13 protein-coding genes are annotated in these 18825 nt (G+C 53.1%); 6 read left to right on the forward strand and 7 right to left on the reverse strand.

The annotated features are described in order from the left end of the window. The first annotated feature begins 21 nt into the window (after positions 1-21). On the forward strand, positions 22-2163 hold the full coding sequence (locus tag ACGHAD_RS12980) for a methyl-accepting chemotaxis protein (RefSeq protein ID WP_382418327.1): 2142 nt from the start codon (positions 22-24) through the stop codon (positions 2161-2163). A 56-nt stretch (positions 2164-2219) separates the two neighbouring features. On the opposite strand, the gene recQ is transcribed toward ACGHAD_RS12980, so the two are convergent. Next, complete coding sequence (gene recQ / locus ACGHAD_RS12985; RefSeq protein WP_382418325.1) at positions 2220-4370, reverse strand: DNA helicase RecQ; 2151 nt, start codon at positions 4368-4370, stop codon at positions 2220-2222. 136 nt (positions 4371-4506) lie between these two features. Between recQ and ACGHAD_RS12990 the strand changes: the two genes are divergently transcribed. The 4 genes from ACGHAD_RS12990 (at position 4507) to ACGHAD_RS13005 (ending at position 7104) form a co-directional block, all read left to right on the forward strand. After that, a complete protein-coding gene (locus ACGHAD_RS12990) occupies positions 4507-5055 on the forward strand; it encodes a flavodoxin (protein ID WP_382418323.1) in 549 nt (182 codons plus the stop codon). 22 nt (positions 5056-5077) lie between these two features. Then, complete coding sequence (locus ACGHAD_RS12995; RefSeq protein ID WP_382418321.1) at positions 5078-5542, forward strand: hypothetical protein; 465 nt, start codon at positions 5078-5080, stop codon at positions 5540-5542. Positions 5543-5634: 92 nt separating this feature from the next. Further along, complete coding sequence (locus ACGHAD_RS13000; protein WP_339616015.1) at positions 5635-6216, forward strand: DUF1415 domain-containing protein; 582 nt, start codon at positions 5635-5637, stop codon at positions 6214-6216. A 120-nt stretch (positions 6217-6336) separates the two neighbouring features. Beyond that, positions 6337-7104 carry an alpha/beta hydrolase family protein gene (locus ACGHAD_RS13005; protein WP_382418318.1) on the forward strand — a complete coding sequence of 256 codons (768 nt, stop codon included), beginning with the start codon at positions 6337-6339 and terminating at the stop codon, positions 7102-7104. Here the strand turns inward: ACGHAD_RS13005 and ACGHAD_RS13010 are convergent. The 4 genes from ACGHAD_RS13010 to ACGHAD_RS13025 form a co-directional block, all read right to left on the reverse strand. Then, positions 7076-9127: a PAS domain-containing protein gene (locus ACGHAD_RS13010; protein ID WP_382418316.1), complete on the reverse strand. Its 2052-nt coding sequence runs from the start codon at positions 9125-9127 to the stop codon at positions 7076-7078. The genes ACGHAD_RS13005 and ACGHAD_RS13010 overlap by 29 nt on opposite strands. A gap of 32 nt (positions 9128-9159) precedes the next feature. After that, positions 9160-10011 carry an SPFH domain-containing protein gene (locus ACGHAD_RS13015; protein ID WP_382418314.1) on the reverse strand — a complete coding sequence of 284 codons (852 nt, stop codon included), beginning with the start codon at positions 10009-10011 and terminating at the stop codon, positions 9160-9162. Between the two features lie 16 nt (positions 10012-10027). After that, the gene (locus tag ACGHAD_RS13020; protein WP_382418312.1) at positions 10028-10489 is read right to left on the reverse strand and encodes an NfeD family protein; all 462 of its coding nucleotides are present in this window, start codon (positions 10487-10489) and stop codon (positions 10028-10030) included. 96 nt (positions 10490-10585) lie between these two features. Continuing rightward, a complete protein-coding gene (locus tag ACGHAD_RS13025; RefSeq protein WP_339616010.1) occupies positions 10586-11641 on the reverse strand; it encodes a PepSY-associated TM helix domain-containing protein in 1056 nt (351 codons plus the stop codon). A gap of 135 nt (positions 11642-11776) precedes the next feature. Between ACGHAD_RS13025 and ACGHAD_RS13030 the strand changes: the two genes are divergently transcribed. Next, on the forward strand, positions 11777-13885 hold the full coding sequence (locus tag ACGHAD_RS13030; protein ID WP_339616009.1) for a TonB-dependent receptor: 2109 nt from the start codon (positions 11777-11779) through the stop codon (positions 13883-13885). A gap of 746 nt (positions 13886-14631) precedes the next feature. Here the strand turns inward: ACGHAD_RS13030 and ACGHAD_RS13035 are convergent. Together ACGHAD_RS13035 and ACGHAD_RS13040 are read right to left on the reverse strand one after the other, a co-directional pair. Then, a complete protein-coding gene (locus tag ACGHAD_RS13035; RefSeq protein ID WP_382418309.1) occupies positions 14632-17415 on the reverse strand; it encodes a di-heme oxidoredictase family protein in 2784 nt (927 codons plus the stop codon). 236 nt (positions 17416-17651) lie between these two features. Beyond that, positions 17652-18797, reverse strand: coding sequence for a helix-turn-helix domain-containing protein (locus ACGHAD_RS13040; RefSeq protein ID WP_382418307.1), 1146 nt, complete (start codon positions 18795-18797; stop codon positions 17652-17654). Between the last annotated feature and the right edge of the window lie 28 nt (positions 18798-18825).

Raw genomic sequence — 18825 nt, forward strand, 5'->3', positions numbered from 1 at the left:
ACACAGATCCGAGGAAGGGTTATGTTATCGCTGATCCGCGAGCGTTCGATTAAAGCCAAGCTGCTAGGGGTTATTGCAGTGGCTTTTATAACACTGTTAATACTCCTGATTTCTCAGCTTTTGATTCAGCTAGGCACAATGAAAAGCGCCATTACCCAACAGACCCGCGCCAGTATGGAGCAAGAAGTGCTCGGGCGCGTATCGAGCGAGGCGGCCAACCTTGGCAACCAAGTCTCCAGCTATATCAACAGTTTGTATCGAGTCTCGGGCGGTTTGGCGGACGCAATGGCCTGGAGCATTACCCACCCGGAAACCCGCCTGACCCGAGAGCAAGTCAACGAGCAACTGCAAATTGCTCTGAGTAAACACCAAGATATCAGCGCGCTCTACTCGCAATACGAAGCGAATGCATACGACGGCCGCGACCAAGAGCTCATCGGCAGCGACGCGATTCACACCGTACCCAGTACCGGTGGCCTAGAGATCTACTGGATTCGCGACCAAAACGGCAACATCGCCCAAGAGCGGGTCCTTGACGCCAGCGAAAAATACGCTGACGAAAAAAATGAATTTGGCCAGCGCGAAGCCGAGTGGTATTTGTGCGCCCGCGACACGAAAAAGCCCTGCACCATGGAGCCCTATTTTTACGAAATATCCGAAGGTTACAGCGAGTTAATGACCAGCCTTATTAACCCGGTTGTGGTGGCCGGTGATTTTAAAGGCGTGGTCGGAATCGACATCAACTTACCCGTGATTCAACGCTTGATCGAGGCATTGGGTAGCGAGCTTTACCAAGGCAAAAGCCGCATTACTCTGGTGAGCGAACAAGGCTTAGTGGTCAGCTCCAATAGCTACCAAGACGCTCTAACCCACCCCTTAAAAGAGGCAATGGACAACTACGATAGCCAGCTACAAAATCTTCATAACCGCGCCGACAAAACCTGGTTACACAATGGCACCTACTATGTCGCCTACCCGGTTACCATCGCGCCTTCAAACACCACCTGGTCACTGCTGATTGAGCTGCCCGAAGCCGTCGTGCAGGCGTCTACCAACACCTTAATCGCCACTATGGACGATAACATCTCGACCATGCTCACCGGCGAGATCATTACCGCACTGGTAGCTACCGCGATTATCATGTTGCTGTTATTGCTGTTGGTGCGCTCGATTGTGCAACCGATCCGCAGCCTTGACGCCCGCATGCAAAACCTTGCCAGCCAAGACGGCGATTTACGTAAAAATATCGAGATCGATACCCACGCCGAGCTGATCTCACTCAGCGACGGCTTTAATCGGTTTATTTCTAAGCTGCGCCATATGATCGACGAGATCAAACAGATTGGCACCAAAGCAAAAGGCTCCGCCTCGCAGATTCAAGCAATCAACAATCAATCGGCCAGCGCCACTTACCAACAGCAGCGCGAGATCGACTCCGTGGTAACCGCCACGAACGAGATGTCGCAAACTGCCTCGGGGGTGTCGCAGCTCGCGGTACAAGTATCGGATAACGCCACCACCGCTTTAAACACAGTTATCGCCTCACGCGAGGCGTTATCGGGCTCGGTGCAGCACGTTAAAGAATTGAGCGATGATATGCAGCAAGCCTCCGCGCGTATTAGCGATGTCGCAAAGCGAACCGAAGATATCGGCCGCATCTTAGATGTCATTCGCGCCGTCGCCGAGCAAACCAATCTACTCGCGCTCAATGCCGCCATCGAGGCCGCCCGCGCCGGCGAGCAGGGCCGCGGTTTTGCCGTAGTAGCCGATGAAGTGCGCAACCTTGCCTCTAAAACACACCACAGCACCAACGAGATCAACGAACTTATTAGCAGCTTAAAAGATGGCGTGGACAAAGCCGTAGAGGTTATCGCCAGCGGCACCGACAAAGCCGGTCTCGCCATGAGCGACACCCAATCATCGTTTAACGAGCTGTCGTCAGTGGTAGAAGATGTTAACTCGATTGCCGACAACATCGCTCAAGTCGCCACCGCTGCCGAAGAGCAAAGCTCGGTGAGTGAAGAGATCAGCCGCAACCTAACCATCATCGGCGATGCCGCGACAACGCTCGCCGATATGACCCGCGAAAGTAATAATGCTGGGGTGGAATTAGAAGTGGTTATGGCGCAGCTGGATGAACAGTTGGCGTCACTAAAAACCTAAAAAGCCAAAGCGCTGGCGGATGCTCGTTCGCACTCCGCCAGCGACAACAGTAAAGTCTACCCCGCCATCTCCCGCACCACGCCCGCCCTAACACAGCGCAACACGCCATACGCATACACGCCTTCGAGTGCGTCGAATACCGGTTTTAGCTTAAAAGGTTCGTCGTCGTGGGCGAGCATCACATCCACAATAGCGTCCAGCTCTGGTTGCGGCAGCTCGACCACTTCGGCCACTTGCAGTTGGCCCTGTTCTATCAACCCGGCCAGGTGGGTAAACACCGTCGTTTCGGTAAGCTCCCGTTGGCGCGCGATGGCCGGAATGTCCATACCGGCTTTAAACAACGCAAACGTTTCATGCTCGGTGGCCCGGACATTCTCGGCGCTGCCGGCGTAATCGGCTAAGCTCTCGACATGGGCAGTGACCGCTGCCACAAAGTCTTCACCATAGTGTTCCAGCTTACTGGCGCCCACGCCGGAGATGCGCCCCAAGGCATCCAAACTTTGCGGCTGATGACTCACTACCTCCATGAGGGTGGCATCGTGAAAAATCATATAAGGAGGAATATCTTGCTCGGCAGCCAAACGTTTGCGCAGCTCGCGCAGTGACTCCCACAGCACTTTATCCGGCCCGGCCAATGAACCGCCGGCATTGCTGCGAGCTTTTTTGCCGGTACTGGTGGTTTTAATGTCTTTTCTGAGCTCGATACTCTCTTGGCCTTTTAATAAGGCGCGGCACTTTTCGGTGAGCAACAACCCCCCGTAGCCGGCCACGTCCACCTCGATAATGCCCCGCGCCGCCAACTGCCTAAACACCGAGCGCCACTGATTAACATCCAGCTCAACACCAATACCAAAGGTGCTGAGCTTTTCGTGGCCAAACTGCTCGACTTTGGTATTGGCTTTGCCCAGCAGCACATCAATTAAATGATTCACCCCAAAACGCTGGCCGGTGCGATAACAGCAACTTAACGCCTTTTGCGCGACAACGGTGCCATCAAAGGTTTGTGGCGGGGTTAAGCAGGTGTCGCAATTGTTGCAGGGTGCGTGGTCGCGCTCGCCAAAATAGGCCAGCAGCGCCTGGCGCCGGCACGTGGTAATCTCACACAAGCCAAGCATGGCATCGAGCTTGTGGTTTTCGGTGCGCTTGTGATCGTCCGAGCCTTGCGACTGACTCATCATCTGCTTAAGCTTTAAAACATCCTGCACACCGTACGCCATCCAGGCGGTCGCGCTTTGTCCGTCGCGACCGGCGCGACCCGTCTCTTGGTAATACGCCTCAATACTCTTGGGCAAATCCAGGTGCGCCACAAAGCGCACATCGGGTTTATCGATACCCATGCCAAAAGCAATGGTGGCGACAATTATCACGCCATCTTCACGTAAAAAACGCTCTTGGTGGGTTTTACGGGTGGCCGCCGGCAGGCCGGCGTGATACGGCAGCGCGGTAAAGCCTTGCTTGCTTAGCCACTCGGCGGTGTCATCGACTTTGCGGCGCGATAAGCAGTAAACAATACCGGCATCACCGGGATGCTCGTTGTGCAAAAAGCGCAGCAACTGTTGGCGCGCATCTTGTTTTTGCTCAATGCGGTACTGAATATTGGGCCGGTCAAAACCACTGACAAACTGCGCGGCCTCTTCTAACTGCAAACGGGTAATAATTTCGGCACGGGTGCGATCGTCAGCAGTGGCCGTTAGCGCCACCCGAGGCACTTGCGGAAATTGCTGATGCAACAAACTTAACTGCAGGTAATCCGAGCGAAAATCGTGCCCCCACTGAGACACACAGTGGGCTTCATCAATAGCGAACAACGCCAGCGGTAGCTCGTGCAGCATATCTAAGGTGCGCGGCTGGATTAAGCGCTCGGGGGCCACATAGAGGATTTTTATCTCGCCCTGACGCAAGCCCTGCTCGATGGCCCGCACCTCATCAAACGCGAGGCTAGAGTTTAAGTAGGCGGCGCTGATACCCAGCTGCGCCAAGGCGTTAACCTGATCTTGCATCAGCGCGATCAACGGCGAGACGATGATCGCCACCCCTTCACGCACAAGCGCCGGTATCTGGTAACACAGCGATTTGCCGCCCCCGGTGGGCATTAGCACCAAGGCATCCTGCCCGGCGATGACGGTATCGATAATTTCAGCCTGCGGACCTCGGAAGGCCTCGTAACCAAAGGTGTTTTGCAGTATTTGTAAGGCGATTTGATTCATGGGGGGAGTTTAGCAGTTTTAGTCCGCCTCACGAATGAGACATCCACCGCAAAACACACCCGCAAACACTATTGATAATTGTTATTATTTGCATTAATGTATTTAAAGATTAGCAGATAAACCGAGGATTCCCACTATGATCGACCTAAGCAACGCCAATGTCGGCCTTATTTTTGGCACCGATACCGGTAACACCGAGGAAGTCGGCGACAAAATCTCTACCAGCCTCGCCGCTCACGGTGTGGTGGTCGAGATGCTGAATGTTACCGATGCCTCTCCCGAACAAATTGAAGAGTTCGACTTCATCATTATGGGGATTCCCACGTGGGATTTTGGCGGCATTCAAGAGGACTGGGAGAACTTTGAAGACGAGATTTTAGCCACCAAGCTTACCGGTAAAACGGTGGCTTTGTACGGTCTTGGCGATCAGCTGGGTTACGGTTATTACTTTGTCGATGCGATGGGCTGGCTCAACGAGCGGGTGCTAAAAGCCGGCGCAACCGTAATTGGCCACTGCTCTACCGAAGGTTATACCTACGATGAGTCCCTAGCCGTTAACGCCGAAAAAAACGAATTTTGCGGCCTCGCCATCGACGACGATCAGCAATTCGAGCTGACCGACGAGCGTATCGAGCGCTGGACCGAGCAAATTATCAAACAATACCAGCAAACCAACGCGGCATAACCTTACAACCCGGGAGAGCCCCATGATAAAGCACGCAAGCAATAAACAATTTTTGTGCGACAAACACCGGGCTCTCGCCCTTCACAACCCAGAGCAAAGCAAACGGCTATGTTGTAAGTTGCGCGCTATGGCACGGGGCTATATCGGCCAACAACGCTGGGACGAGGCCGTTCCGGTATGTGGCACCGCGTTTGAAGCGGCTGATATTTTGCTGCGCCACGACGACACCAGCAAACAAGCGACCGAGCGCTATTTACGCAGTGCCATTGAGCTAAGCTACACGTTACGCAAAAGTCGTCACGAGCCGGACCTAGGCGCCATGATAGCGCTAGTAGAACAGCGTTTAGCGCCGTATTACGCCCCCGCGCCGCTGCAAACCATGTTGGCACCTCTAATCGATATCGCCTTCTCACCGCTGGCTGACGTTGACGAATGGATGGAGGTGTTACTGGCTATGGACGACGCACACCGACAAACACGCCACTAAGCCTGCTAGTACCGCTTGCCCATTGCCTAACCCTTAACGGGGCAGCTATAGTGCTGCCCCACAGGGCAATTGACCGCCCGCCACGATAAAGGGTGAGGTACAAACAGTTGGAGGCAGCAGCGCAAGCCGCAGTTATTGCAAATACACAGCACTGGTTCGAGAGCCTGGTACTGGGCTTAAACCTGTGCCCGTTTGCCCACCAACCCGCCAAGCACAATCGCATTCGCTTTACGGTGTTTGATGAGACCCAGGGCCTTGGCTTATTTGAAGTACTCGCGGCTGAAGTAGCCCGGCTGGACTCGAGCGATATTAACGAGCTTGAAACGACGCTGTTGATACTACCCGAGGGCTTTGATGACTTTTATTTTTACACTATCACCGTGCAACAGGCCGAGAGCTGGCTTAATAAGCAAGGCCTGCTTGGGGTGTATCAGGTTGCCAATTTTCACCCCGACTATCAGTTCTCAGACACCGACTTTAACGATCGCAGCAATTTAACCAATCGCTCGCCCTACCCGATTTTACACCTCTTGCGCGAGCAGAGTTTAACGGCCGCCATCGATAACGGCGCGAATACTGACGCGATCCCCGAGCGCAATATCGAACGCATGGAACGCTTAAGCGAGCAAGAGGTTGCCACCCTATTTCACTATTTAACACCGAAAGCGGATTAACCTGTTTAGCGCCGATGATGGAGTTGTCAATTACCCTATCGGCCCCAACCCATAACTGTTAACGTCCCACAGGGGTTAAACAACCACATCATCTAGCACGCATTACATTCGGAGACCGCAATGGCTCGTAAGCAAGTTGAATTTACTAATCGCGATGGTCACACCCTAGCGGGCGCCCTTGAATTACCCGAAACACCGTTGCAAGCGGTGGCCCTGTTTGCCCACTGCTTTACCTGCGGCAAAGATGTGGTCGCGGCATCGCGCATCGCCGGTGCGTTAGCGGACAAAGGCATTGGTGTATTGCGTTTTGATTTTACCGGGCTAGGTGGCAGCGATGGCGACTTTGCCAACACCACTTTTAGCAGTAACCTTACCGATTTAGAATCGGCCGCGGAGTTTCTCGCCGAGCACTACCAAGCGCCGCGCTTGATGATTGGCCACAGCCTGGGTGGGGCCGCCGCGTTGATTGCTGCAAAGCGTATTGCCAGTATCGATGCCGTCGCCACGATTGCCGCGCCCGCTACGCCGCAACATGTGCAACATCTGTTTGCCAACCAAGCGTGCGATATACGCGCGCTGGGCAGCGCACCGGTAAGCATTGGCGGCCGGGAGTTTGCCATCGGCGCCGACCTTTTAGAAGATTTAGAAAAGTGGCCACTAGAAGTAACCCTTAACGACTTAAACAAACCGCTGCTTATTTTTCATTCGCCCGCCGACCAAACCGTTAACATTGGTGAGGCCGCACGCATATACAACGCCGCCCGCCACCCCAAAAGCTTTGTGTCGCTAGACAATGCCGACCACCTGTTAAGCAACCGCAACGACGCTAACTATGTGGCGGCGGTGCTGGCCGCATGGGCTAGTCGCTATCTAGTGGTAGAGCAGTAGATTTATTCTCGCTAATCGTACGCAGCTGCTCCGAGTAATGTTTGATCTGAGTAATATCAATAAAGGTACCCAGCAGCTGCTTAGGGCGTCCTCTTTCGTCCCGGGAGTACACCGCGTCAAACGCGTAGCACCAAATCCAGTAGCCCTCTTTATGCCAAAAACGGTACTCCATTTCTAAAAAGCTGGGCCCGCTCAAACTTAATGCTTTTTCGACTTGCGCATTAATACTGTCAATTTCATCGGGGTGAAACAATATCGACAGATCGTCAATCGCGTTGAGATCCTCTTTGGTATAGCCGGTTAACTTGGTGTATTGCTGATTGACAAACGTATTACTCTGGCTGGGTAAATCGTAAATATACAAACCACAGATCGCCAAATCGACGACGGTTTGCAAAAAGCGCTCACTCTCGGCCAGTTTATTTTCGGCGTCTTTTAAATCGGTGACGTCGGCCGACGAGCCAATAATACGATAGATCTCACCCAAATCATTCATCAGCGGGTAAAGTGACGTCTTCCACCAGGTTTGCTTGCCGCGCAGCGGAAAACTCTCGATGTAGGACATAGGCCGCCCGGTTTGCCGGCAACGCTGATAACGTGAATCGATTTGCTCGGCCATCGCCTGCGGCAGGGTATCGGGCGCTAGCGCCCGTGTTGATTTCCCCACAAGCTCTTGCGACGAAATACCCAACGACTTTTCTATGGCGGGGTTCACCGCTTTATACAACACTTGCCCATCGCTTAAACAGTCGAGTACAAACACACCGTAGCTGGTACCGGTAAAGATAGACTCAAGCAGCTGGTTTTTTTCCGACAGACTCAGCTCCATATCTTTGCGCTGTTGGATATCCTCCAAGGTGCCGCACATCAGGCGGTTACCGTCAGCTTGATTGCCAAGGCATTTACCATGGACACGAAACCAACGAGCTTCTCGCGCGACGGTCACCCCGACAAACTCGATATCAAACACGCCACCCGTGGGAATATTACGATCCAGCTCATCAAAAAATAGCGCTTGATGATCGAGCGCAATGTGCGCCTCCCACAGGCTCATGGTGATATCGGTCGGCTCGCGCTGATAGCCTAACAATTGCCAAAACGCGGGGGACCACCAGAGTAAATCCTCCCCAACCTGCCACTCCCACAGACCTTCATGAGTCGCCGAGGTGATACGCTCTAAGCGATTATTAATGGCCTCTAGCTTCTGCTGCTGCGCCAACCGCTCAGAAATATCCATTACCGAGGCAAACACCTGAATGCCCGCGACATGATCGCGCCGTACCAATTTAACCTCTATGGGAATATGACTGCCGCTACGATGAATACCCTGCGCTACACATTCTGATAGGTTAGCCGGGGTCACGGCATCTGGAGAGAAAAATGCCTCTAGGGTATCGCGGGCGGCACCCTCGGCACTAAAGTCGATCACCGTATCAATGGTTTGCCCCACCAATTCACCATCGGCGTATCCAAACAAATGGCTAGAGGCACTGTTGGCCATGGTGACCTGACCGAGGCTGTCGATAACCATTAACCCCAGCGGCGAGGCATTGGCCGATTCACGCAAATTGTATTCGGCGTCATAGCGCGCTTTAAGTTCAAGGCGCTCTAGCTTTTCGTTGTTAGCCGTCTCCATTGCCTGACGCAATTGCGCCATGCTGGGGATGACCAAGGCCTTGGGGATAATCCACAACAAACCCAGTGCGGTGGCTACCGCCACGATGGCGGTTACCCCAGAGAGAACCGCATGGCTGCCAAAGCTGCCCACCCAAACGGTATAAATGCGAAAGCTATGGTTAACGCCACACAGTAAAATAAACAGCGCAAACAACGTAACCAACCGCGGATAACGCAAGTCGCGACGCTTGCGACGGAAAACCAGCAGCCCTATTGCAATGGCAAAAAAAGATAATGCCAATAAGGCATCGGCGATCACCTGCGCCCCAATAAGCGCGGGCTGCCAGTCAAGGTTATAGCCTAACGGCGGCAAGTCCTGACGAAAAAAATCTAACCACCTTGCCACCGCCGGTATCCTCTTAGGTATAAACGTTACAACTACTGCCGGCCAAACATTCCTTTAAAGGCATTCGCCAAATCCGCTGGGTACACCACGGTTTTGGAGTTGTCCGACTGCGATAGGTCGCCTATCGATTCGATATACTTTTCACCCAACAAGTACATAACCGGCAGTTCATCGCCCCCGGCAACCGATTCGGTAACCACCTTAATGGCGCGGGCCGAGGCGTCGGCCAAGACAATTTTTGCCTCAGCGTCGCGACGTGAGGCCTCTAGCCGACCATCGGCCTCTAAAATAGCGGCCTGTTTCTCACCCTCCGCCTTGGTCACTGCCGCCCGGCGCTGACGCTCGGCCGCGGCCTGCTCTTCCATGGCCTGCTGCATAGTGGTTGAGGGGTTGATGTCTTGGATTTCGACCGTTTTTAGAATAATGCCCCAATCGGCAATATCGTCCGAGATCGAATCTTTTAAACGGGTTTTAATCTGATCCCGTGAGGACAATGCCGAGTCCAATGCCATCTCGCCAATAATGGAACGCAGCGATGTCTGGATCAGGTTTTGAATCGCGATAATATAATCCTCAACCCCATACACTGACTTTTCGGGACTAACGATATTAATGTACGCCACCGCATTGGCAATAATCACGGCGTTATCTTGGGTAATCACATCTTGCGAGGGGATATCGAGCACAATATCTTTCGTCGTTACTTTGTAAGCAACGGTATCAAAAAACGGAATGATTAAATTTAAACCGGGGGTGAGTGTTTGGTGATAGCGGCCCAAACGCTGCACGACATCTTTGCGCCCCTGCGGCACAATCCGAACCCCTCGGGTAATAACGATCAGTGCGACGGCGACAATAGCCCCGGCGGTAATTAATGCATCCATGACATACTCCTTGTTGTTATTGCGGTTTAACGATTAAATCGTTACCTGAAAAATCAATCACGCACACCCGGTCGCCCGGTTTAAGTGGCTGCTCACAAATAAAGCGCCATTCGTCTTCGCCCAGCACCGGCGCCGAGAAACGCAGCTGGCCCCGGCTGGTGGCGGTATGATAATCAAGCACGGTGGCCACTTTGCCCACCATCGACTCATGCGCCATGCCCGAGCGGGTTTTATCGTGCATTTTCGGGGCGACAAATTTAAACCAGGCCACCAGACAAGACAGTGACAATGCCGCCCACAATAACAGCTGCCACGCCAGCGCCATAGGTACAAACAAGGTTACCAAGCCCACGGCAATCGCACTTACGCCAAGCCACAGCATAAAAAAACTGGGCAGTAATATCTCAAGCGCCGCCAGCAAAAAACCAATGACAACCCAGTGCCACGCCAACAGGCCCGACTCCAGCCACGTCTCCATAAAATCTCCTTGTGCGTTAATAACGCAACCGTCCCATAAGCCAAGCAAGTATAACCTAATGGAAGGGAAATACACGCCAGCAGTTTATCCAGCAACCTAACGGTGCTTACGGCGCCACCACCACACATACACCCCGGTGACAAACAAAATAAGCACCGCGCCCGAGCCTACGCTCAGCGCCACCCAATAGAGGGGCCCGCCTACCGCAGCGGAATGCAGCGGATACACTTTTTGCATCAGTGCCAACCCCAGCCCCGCGTCACGGGCGTCCGATTGAGCGTAAGCCTCAGCGGTGTATGGGTTAACGTAAACAAAGCTGCGACCGTGTTGATGCCATTCGCCGGGCATACGCTTGCGCGCGCTGATCGCCTGGTTCGGCTCGGCCGGAAAACTCACCGAACGCAATTGCCCCTCGGGCAAGGTATTAGCAATAGCCGCGTACAAATCGGGCCAACTTTGCCAGGGCCCCTCTCCCGTCACAGTGCGTTCGACGCTTGGTGGCTCGCCGCCCAAAGTCGCCACCAGCACACTGCGTACCTCGGTATAAAACACCATCATCACCCCGGTAGCCACCGCCACAATCAGTAGTAACGCGCTCAGGGCCCCCAGAGTACGGTGCCAACTGTAATGGATTTTTATAGCGCTGCCTTTCACGGCAAAATGCAGCGCCTTGCGCCAACGTCGCGGCCACCAAGCATAAATACCGGTGATTAACAGCACCAATACCGCCAAATGAACATAGCCGCTGATACGCTCACCGGTGTGCCCCCCCAACCAATGAGCGTGCAAATCAAAAATAAAGGCAATCGGGTCAAACTGAGCCTCAGAGCGCACCAATACCTCGCCAGTCGCGCTTAAGTAATGATAAGCGCCGTCGCGGTAACTCACTGCATAAAAGGGCCAGTCATCTGTGGGCATACGCACCCGGCGCACGGCCGGGTCTTGGGCGCGCCCCAGCTGCTCTAGCACAGTGGTAATCGCCGCGTCATTAGGTAACGTGGCGTGGTCTTGCGCCGCCAACGCTGGGTAATACGCCAACAGCAGTGACTGTTTATAAATAAGTATCACGCCAGTAAGCGCGGTAATCACAAAGAATACGCCGGCCAATAAGCCTATATAACGGTGTAGGGCCAATAACGTGGGCTTTTTCATCAACTATTATCTTTTGCCAGCTTTACAGTGAATGGTGGGCGATTAGGCTACAACATTGGCGATTTGGGTTGTCAATTATAATGAGAAACACTATCATCTGCATCCTTATTTTAACTCACTTATTCGAGGTTTTCGATGATACACACTCGCCACCAACTCGTCCCGCTGCTAACGCTTGCCAGCCTAAGCACGCTCGCCTTTGCCCAGCAGGCGGACAACGAGCCACAGCTGGAGGAGATGATCGTCACGGCCTCGCGTACCGCTAAGCCCATCAGCTCGATCCCCAACACCGTGACAGTGATTAACAAAATCGCGCTAGACCAGCAGTTGGCGGTGAGTTACGACTTATCGACCGTACTGGGTAACTTAGTACCGGGGTTTACCCCCAGCCGGCAAAAAATGACTGGCTCGGGCGAGACCTTGCGCGGACGCAGCCCGCTGTACCTAATTGATGGCGTACCGCAATCTAACCCCCTGCGCGACGGCTCGCGCGATGGCTTGACCCTAGACCCGGCGATGATCGAACGTATTGAGGTGATCCACGGCGCCAACGCCGTACACGGCATGGGCGCCTCGGGCGGTATTATTAACTTAATCACGAAAAAACCGGTAGAAAGTCGCGAGCAATCGTTTCATATAGACGTCAATGCACCCACCGATTACGATTCCGACGCCCTAAGCACTGGCCTGGGTTACAGCTTTGCCGATGCGTTTGGCCGCTGGGACCTCGCCTTCAGTGCCAGTGTGCGCGACAGTGGTATTTTTACCGATGCCAATGGTGACATCATCGGGGTGGACACCACTCAGGGCGACACCATGGACAGCGAAAGCCGCGATTTCTTTTTAAAAACCGGCTACCGCGGCGACGGCCAATCGCTGCATTTGATGGTGAACAACTTTAACATCGAGGGCAACGGCGACTGGATCACGGTAGCCGGCGACGTTGCCAACGGTATTCCGACCTCTTCCGAGCCCGGCACGGTACCCGGCAAAGCACCGACCAACGATGTCACTACGGTGAGTTTGGATTATCGTAAAGACGAGCTGTGGGGCCACAGCGTACACGCTCAATTATTTTACCAAGATTTTGCCGCTACCTTCGGCGGCGGTACGTTTGGTACTTTTTATGACCCCGCGTACGGCGACAACTTTTATGACCAGTCGCAAAATGAATCTGAGAAAGTGGGCTTTAAACTCACTATGGCCCGCGACAAAATCGCCGGCGCGCCCGTTAACGTGGTGTGGGGGTTTGATGCCTTACAAGATGAAACGCAGCAGGTGCTGGTGCAAAGCGGGCGCGCTTGGGTACCGCCCACCAACTACAAAAACATTGCGCCCTACGCCCAACTAGAATTTACCGGCGTCGACCACTTAGTGGTCACTGGTGGTTTGCGCTATGAAAGCTCCAAGCTGGACGTAGACGATTTCACCACGCTTTACAGTTATGGCAGCCAGTTTGTCGAGGGAGGCTCACCTTCGTTTAACGAGACGCTATACAACCTTGGCTTTACCTACGAAATCACCGATGCTCTACGTATTTTTGGTAACGTCTCTGAAGGGTCATCTATGCCCGACGTTGGCCGAGTACTGCGCGGCATTAACGAGCCAAACCAATCGGTTGAGTCCTTCTTAAACTTAGTGCCCATCGTTACCGATAACCGCGAACTGGGTATCGAATACGACGCAGGCAACTTAAACTTAGAGGTAAGTTACTACCAATCCGACTCCGATTACGGCTCGCGCCTAGCCATGAACGCCGATGGCATATTTGATGTAAAACGCGAGAAAACCGAAATCGACGGTATTGAAGCCAGCGCCACCTGGTCATTCACTAGCGACTCAAGCGTTGGTATCGCCTACTCTAACCCCACCGGCGAGTACGACTCAGATGCCGATGGCTCGGTGGATACCGACTTGGATGCCACTAATATTTCGCCCGAGCGCATCAACCTGTTTTGGTCACAACAGTGGACCTCAGATTTTGACACACGAGTGCAAGCCAGCAACTTACTCGACCGCGATTACCAAAACGCCGTGGGCGAAAGCTACGCCGACTTTGATGGTTACACCTTGCTCGATATCACCGCCACTTGGATGGTGGGTAACGGCCAACTGCAAGCCAGCGTGCAAAACCTAACCAACGAAGAGTACATTACCTACTACTCGCAAGCACAAACTAATAACGAGCGATACTTTGCCGGCCGCGGCCGCACTGTTAGCCTGGGTTATACCTACCGGTTCTAACGCAAAAAGGCCTCCCTTGGTGGGAGGCCTTTGGTTAGCGGCCATCGCTACTAATGTGATACGGGCAGTGACCTGCTCGATAAACCCAAAAGAATATCTGTGCTTATGTCTCTCGGCACTCACTCGACAAATAGCTCTTTGGGTATTGTAAGACAATAATCCCACATCACCTGCTGCGCTACTGAGGTTTTAGCTGTCGTCGCAGCCAGATAAGCTATAAAAATCCAGAACTTGCAGGAATCGATAGAGCCGGGCTAGGCTCATCGACAAGTCTAGACTACCCAAAAGGGTTATATAGGTTGCCGTGCTCGTGCAAACTATCGCTACGGCCCCACTCTATATTCCACGCGTACTCCCTACCATCATGGTGCAACTCATCTGGCCTAGCAAAAAAGCTTTGAGCGCTCGCCGATGCCCACAATTTATTGCTTTTATCGTAATTCTGATGATGACTATCTTTTTGGTCTCGGTATCTATACGTACTGCCCTACCTTTTCTCATCTAAAGTGTGAGCTGCGCCCCAACCCATGGGTAATTCGTTTTTCCCAACCTGTCAGCTTGAGAGTTTGCGTATAAAACGACAGAGCGGCCGCGCATAAAATCGGCGGGTTGCATTGGTATTGAGGTAGCCAATTAAGCTTTTCAGTCACCCAGCACAATCAGTCACTAATATGTTTGCATATAATTGTACAGTAAAAAATATGGCGCCAATTGGCGCCATATTTTATGTCTCTGTCAGCTCTTTTTTATAAATTCATTAAGAACCTATCTATTGCCTGACGCGCTGATGACGATGCATTGTTATAAGCCGTTTTGGCATCGGCGCCATCACCATTGTGACGCTGCACTGCCTCGTCAATAGAGCTGGCCACACCATCGTGCATCAGGTTTAAACTGCTAGCACTGCCGTTGGCGATATAACCGGATAAACCCAATCCCCACAAGGGTGCGGTACGGAATTCACCTTCACCTAAATCATGTAACAATAAGTCGGTAAACGGGTGAATGGTTTGATTGGCAAGCTCGGGAAAAGCCGTATCGCTGCCGGTCGTAACCGTCGGTTGGTGGCAAGCTGCACACCCTAGGCTTTCGAACTCGGCCAGACCTTGTGAACCCGCTAGATTTGCGCGGGGTACAGGTACCGCGAGGAGCGAGGAATAAGTCACCAAATCATGCAAGTGGTCTGCCGAAAGCTCTGAAGGGCCAAACTCGGCCACATGAGTGCCCACGCCAATATCATCGTGTAGCGCCTTAGCCACTTGGTGCTCGACACTAACAGCTTCAGCGCGCCAACCAAAGCGGCCTATTTGCTCGACACCATCAAGGGTAATACGGCTCACCGTGCCACCATTTTCTTGCGCCCAGGCCTCGATTTGCGAATCCGAAATTGCCTCGAGTAGTCCCAGGCCAATCATTTTAGGCGGCACAACATCGGCTCCCGTTTGCATTTGTCCGACACTGTTATTGGTATGGCACTCGGTACAGCTCGACTGCACTGGATCACTGGCTTTACCAGCCATTTCCGGAAAGGGCAAGTTGCCGCCGATAGCTTGCGGCCCCGGCATAAACTGCTCGATATGATTACCATTCACAAAGTTGGTATGAAACAGGCGACGCCCTTGTAACCAATTTTGAATGTTCGAAGGATTCATATTGTAAGCGTGTTGCATAAACGAGAAACGACGCTGATTGCCGCCGGTTTCAGATAAGTGCGGCACTGTAGTATCACCACCCAACTTGGCAAATGCATCGTTAACAGCAACCGGACCAATCGCCGGATCTTGGTTATTCACCACAAACCCTTCGCCCAAAACATATTTGAAGGTCTGACCGTAGTAATTCACGTTGTCACCAGTCACCTGGGCGCGATCAAAGTTTATGGTCACTTCAAATTCAACCTGCGCTCCTTGAGCAAAGGGGCGCGGGATGTTTTGATCCGGGCGCATCACCGCCTGCCACGATGTCGCTGCGGCGCGCTGCGCTTGAGTCGCGTTACAGGCGGCCAAGATCGAGCCATCGGGCATAATTAAGTCCATGACGTAGCCGTAATAAAAATTGGTCTCGTCGCCGTAAAATTTGTGATACCTAAAGTTGGGCGACTGCTGGTTACAATCTTTACCATTGCCCGAGGCATCGCTCATCGCTAATGGTACCGCGCTGTCTAAACGAACCACCACGCAAGGGTCTGACGTGCCGCAGGCAGCTTGACGCTGACTGGCTGCCTCAGGGCGAGTGTAATCGCGCAACTCTAGCGCGCCGTAACGCGCGCGCCAGTATTCGATATTAAAGTTGTTAAAGTCATTGCCCGATAGTTCATGACGCACCCGATAGCGCTCGGCAACGTTGGCAATCACCACACCGTTTTCAACGCGTACCCCACCGGCGCCGCCAAAACCATTATCGGCACCGCTACCATTATCACCGCCGCCCGAACTGTCACCTCCGCCAGAATTGTCGTCTCCACCGGAGTTGTCACCACCGCCGGTATCATTACCGCTGGCATTCCCCGATCCGCAAGGTGAGCTGGTGACGCCGTTACCCGGCGCAATACCGCTGGCGTCAGCAATGCACTGACTCGATGCGTCGTCCTGTACTTTAAACTGCAAATCGTAGCTTTGGCCGGGCGTTACATTGCTAAATGTGTATTGATAGCGGTTGCCATTTAAAACTGCCTGACGGCAATCGCTGTTCAAACACAGATAAGCCCAAGCACCGGTCTGGCCGCCATCAATATGGTAAAGGGTACCATCGCTTTGCAAACCAAAGGCGTAACCGCCCACTGCGGGTGACTCCGGCTCTGCGGCTGGCGCTTCGGGAGTCGCCGTGATACGAGCAGAGGCATTTTCGCCCCTTGAATTTACCGCCACGACCACAAAGTCGTAGTCAAAGCCGTTGTCCAAACCGGTCACTGTCAGCGCTGTCTGGTCGGTGCTCTGACTGTCTTGTAAGGCGCCAGTGGCGTAACCATACTCAACGCGGTAAGCCGTAGCGCCAGAGACGGAGCTCCAGCTTAATTGCACCTGCGCATCGCTCGCGCTTGCGTTAACCACAGGAGCATGGGCCGGCGGGCTAATGGATGAGCTGCTGCTTGACGATGACTCTGAACTGGCCGCCGAGCTGCTGGAGCTGGACGCACCGCTGCTGCCCAACGTCGCACAGCTTACCTCGTAAAAATCATCTGCAGTCGGCCCCGGCAACCAATCGACCTGGCTGTAATTACCCTGTACGCGCAGCGAGAACTCATCGCCACTGTCGCACTGTAAATCAGATTGATACAGGTAGCGCCACTGACCGCCAGCCAAGCCGGTTTCAGTCGCCCCGGTTATGGTGGTAAACGACCACTGGCCGTTCTCGTAGGCCGATAACCACATGCCTCCGCTTTTTTGCTCATCGAATGTGTATTCGAGCAAAAGCTCACCGGCAGAGTTAAGGCTAACGTCAATAGGGGCCGCCTGGGCGGCTATAGCGCTGCTTATCAGCGTAACGGCGCCGGCGATAATCGCCGGCTTAAAAGGTATTTGTTTCGACATAATCACAGTCCCGTTATTGTTATTGGCCAGCTCGTTACGGGTCCGTCCGGTTCGAGTGCTTGAGCTACGACGCTATCGCCCCCACTATGCCTAGACAAGTTCGAGTTTGCGTTACGCCTATTAAAAAACCCAGAAAGTCGAACTTTGACAAGCTCGAACCCAGCAGCAATACACGCCCGCACTGCAGGTCGCAACAATTGCAGCGGGTAAAAGTCAGTCAATCGGTAGCATTAAATTTATTGCGAAGCCTTTTCTTTTGCACCCTGTTCGCGGTACTGGTTGGGTGTCATGTCGGCGTATTTTCGAAACAACGTAAAGAACGACGACTTAGAGCGAAAACCCACCGACTCATAAATATCTTGCACCGATTTATCGGCCCAGCCCGGCGAGCGTAAACGCACACAAGTCTGCTCGAGACGGTAATCATTGATGAATTCAAAAAAGTTTTTATGAAAATAGTGATTAATAACGTGGGATAAATGCCGGGGCGGCATATTCAACTGCTGGGCTAAACGCTCAATATTAAGGCGGGGCCGCGCATAGAGCGCTTCGTCTCGCATGCGTTGATCAAGCTCGCGCAATGTCTCGCCAGAAGGGGCACTGCTTGTTTCGTCGCGCTCGTTGGGCCACTCGGGCACTTCACTTACCTTCTCAATATTGCGCGAGTTCATAAGGCCCGCCACAATCACAAAGCTCACCATTAATAGCTCGACAAAACTGGGCAGGTGGGTAACCACCTCTTGCAGATACCACGGCGCAAATGGGTAGGTAAAAGGCGGCAACACCTCCATGACCCAAATAGCCAAAAAACCCCACGCGAATATTTTTAACCAGCGAAAATCTAAACTCTCGACGGTACAAAACCGGTCTTTTAACCGCTCGGAGTAACGAGCGATGGCCAAAATACTCGCTACACCATAAGCGGTAGAAACCATAAACCCCACGGAGCCGATCAAAACATAGGGGCGCCACAACAAAGTCTCCCACCAGGGGCCCCATACACTCAACGCAAATAGGGTCGCGAGCAGCCACACCACCACGGGTATTAGATCACGGTGATGATATTGATAACGACCAAACGTCAAGGCCCGTAAGTAGTGGTACAACAATGGCCCTTGTAGGTAAAACACCAGCGCCGGCAACGCAAAGCTCCACTGGCCAGCATGACTCAAAAAACCCGATAAGTACGGGTTGTAAGTTATAAAGAACGCCAGCTGGCCCAAACCGATTGAGGCGACAAACAAAGTCAACAAGTGATGGCTGGCCGTTTTCTCACGCCGGCACTGCAACAACACCGCAAAAATCAGCCCCTGTAGGGCCGTCATCCACAAAATAAAATCGTAGAGATTAAACAATGGCTGGTTTAACGTTTGTAACAACATGGCTCTAAATCACCTAAGTGCCCAGCCC

Origin of the sequence: Gilvimarinus japonicus (assembly GCF_042847215.1) — a bacterium.
Lineage (GTDB): Bacteria > Pseudomonadota > Gammaproteobacteria > Pseudomonadales > Cellvibrionaceae > Gilvimarinus > Gilvimarinus japonicus.

What these genes read in the sequence shown, in the direction of transcription:
- ACGHAD_RS13030 (WP_339616009.1), top strand. Translation starts at nt 11,777, where the DNA reads ATGATACACACTCGCCACCAACTCGTCCCGCTGCTAACGCTTGCCAGC.
- ACGHAD_RS12990 (WP_382418323.1), top strand. Translation starts at nt 4,507, where the DNA reads ATGATCGACCTAAGCAACGCCAATGTCGGCCTTATTTTTGGCACCGAT.
- ACGHAD_RS13035 (WP_382418309.1), bottom strand. Translation starts at nt 17,415, where the DNA reads ATGTCGAAACAAATACCTTTTAAGCCGGCGATTATCGCCGGCGCCGTT.
- ACGHAD_RS12980 (WP_382418327.1), top strand. Translation starts at nt 22, where the DNA reads ATGTTATCGCTGATCCGCGAGCGTTCGATTAAAGCCAAGCTGCTAGGG.
- recQ (WP_382418325.1), bottom strand. Translation starts at nt 4,370, where the DNA reads ATGAATCAAATCGCCTTACAAATACTGCAAAACACCTTTGGTTACGAG.
- ACGHAD_RS13020 (WP_382418312.1), bottom strand. Translation starts at nt 10,489, where the DNA reads ATGGAGACGTGGCTGGAGTCGGGCCTGTTGGCGTGGCACTGGGTTGTC.
- ACGHAD_RS13040 (WP_382418307.1), bottom strand. Translation starts at nt 18,797, where the DNA reads ATGTTGTTACAAACGTTAAACCAGCCATTGTTTAATCTCTACGATTTT.
- ACGHAD_RS12995 (WP_382418321.1), top strand. Translation starts at nt 5,078, where the DNA reads ATGATAAAGCACGCAAGCAATAAACAATTTTTGTGCGACAAACACCGG.
- ACGHAD_RS13005 (WP_382418318.1), top strand. Translation starts at nt 6,337, where the DNA reads ATGGCTCGTAAGCAAGTTGAATTTACTAATCGCGATGGTCACACCCTA.
- ACGHAD_RS13015 (WP_382418314.1), bottom strand. Translation starts at nt 10,011, where the DNA reads ATGGATGCATTAATTACCGCCGGGGCTATTGTCGCCGTCGCACTGATC.
- ACGHAD_RS13025 (WP_339616010.1), bottom strand. Translation starts at nt 11,641, where the DNA reads ATGAAAAAGCCCACGTTATTGGCCCTACACCGTTATATAGGCTTATTG.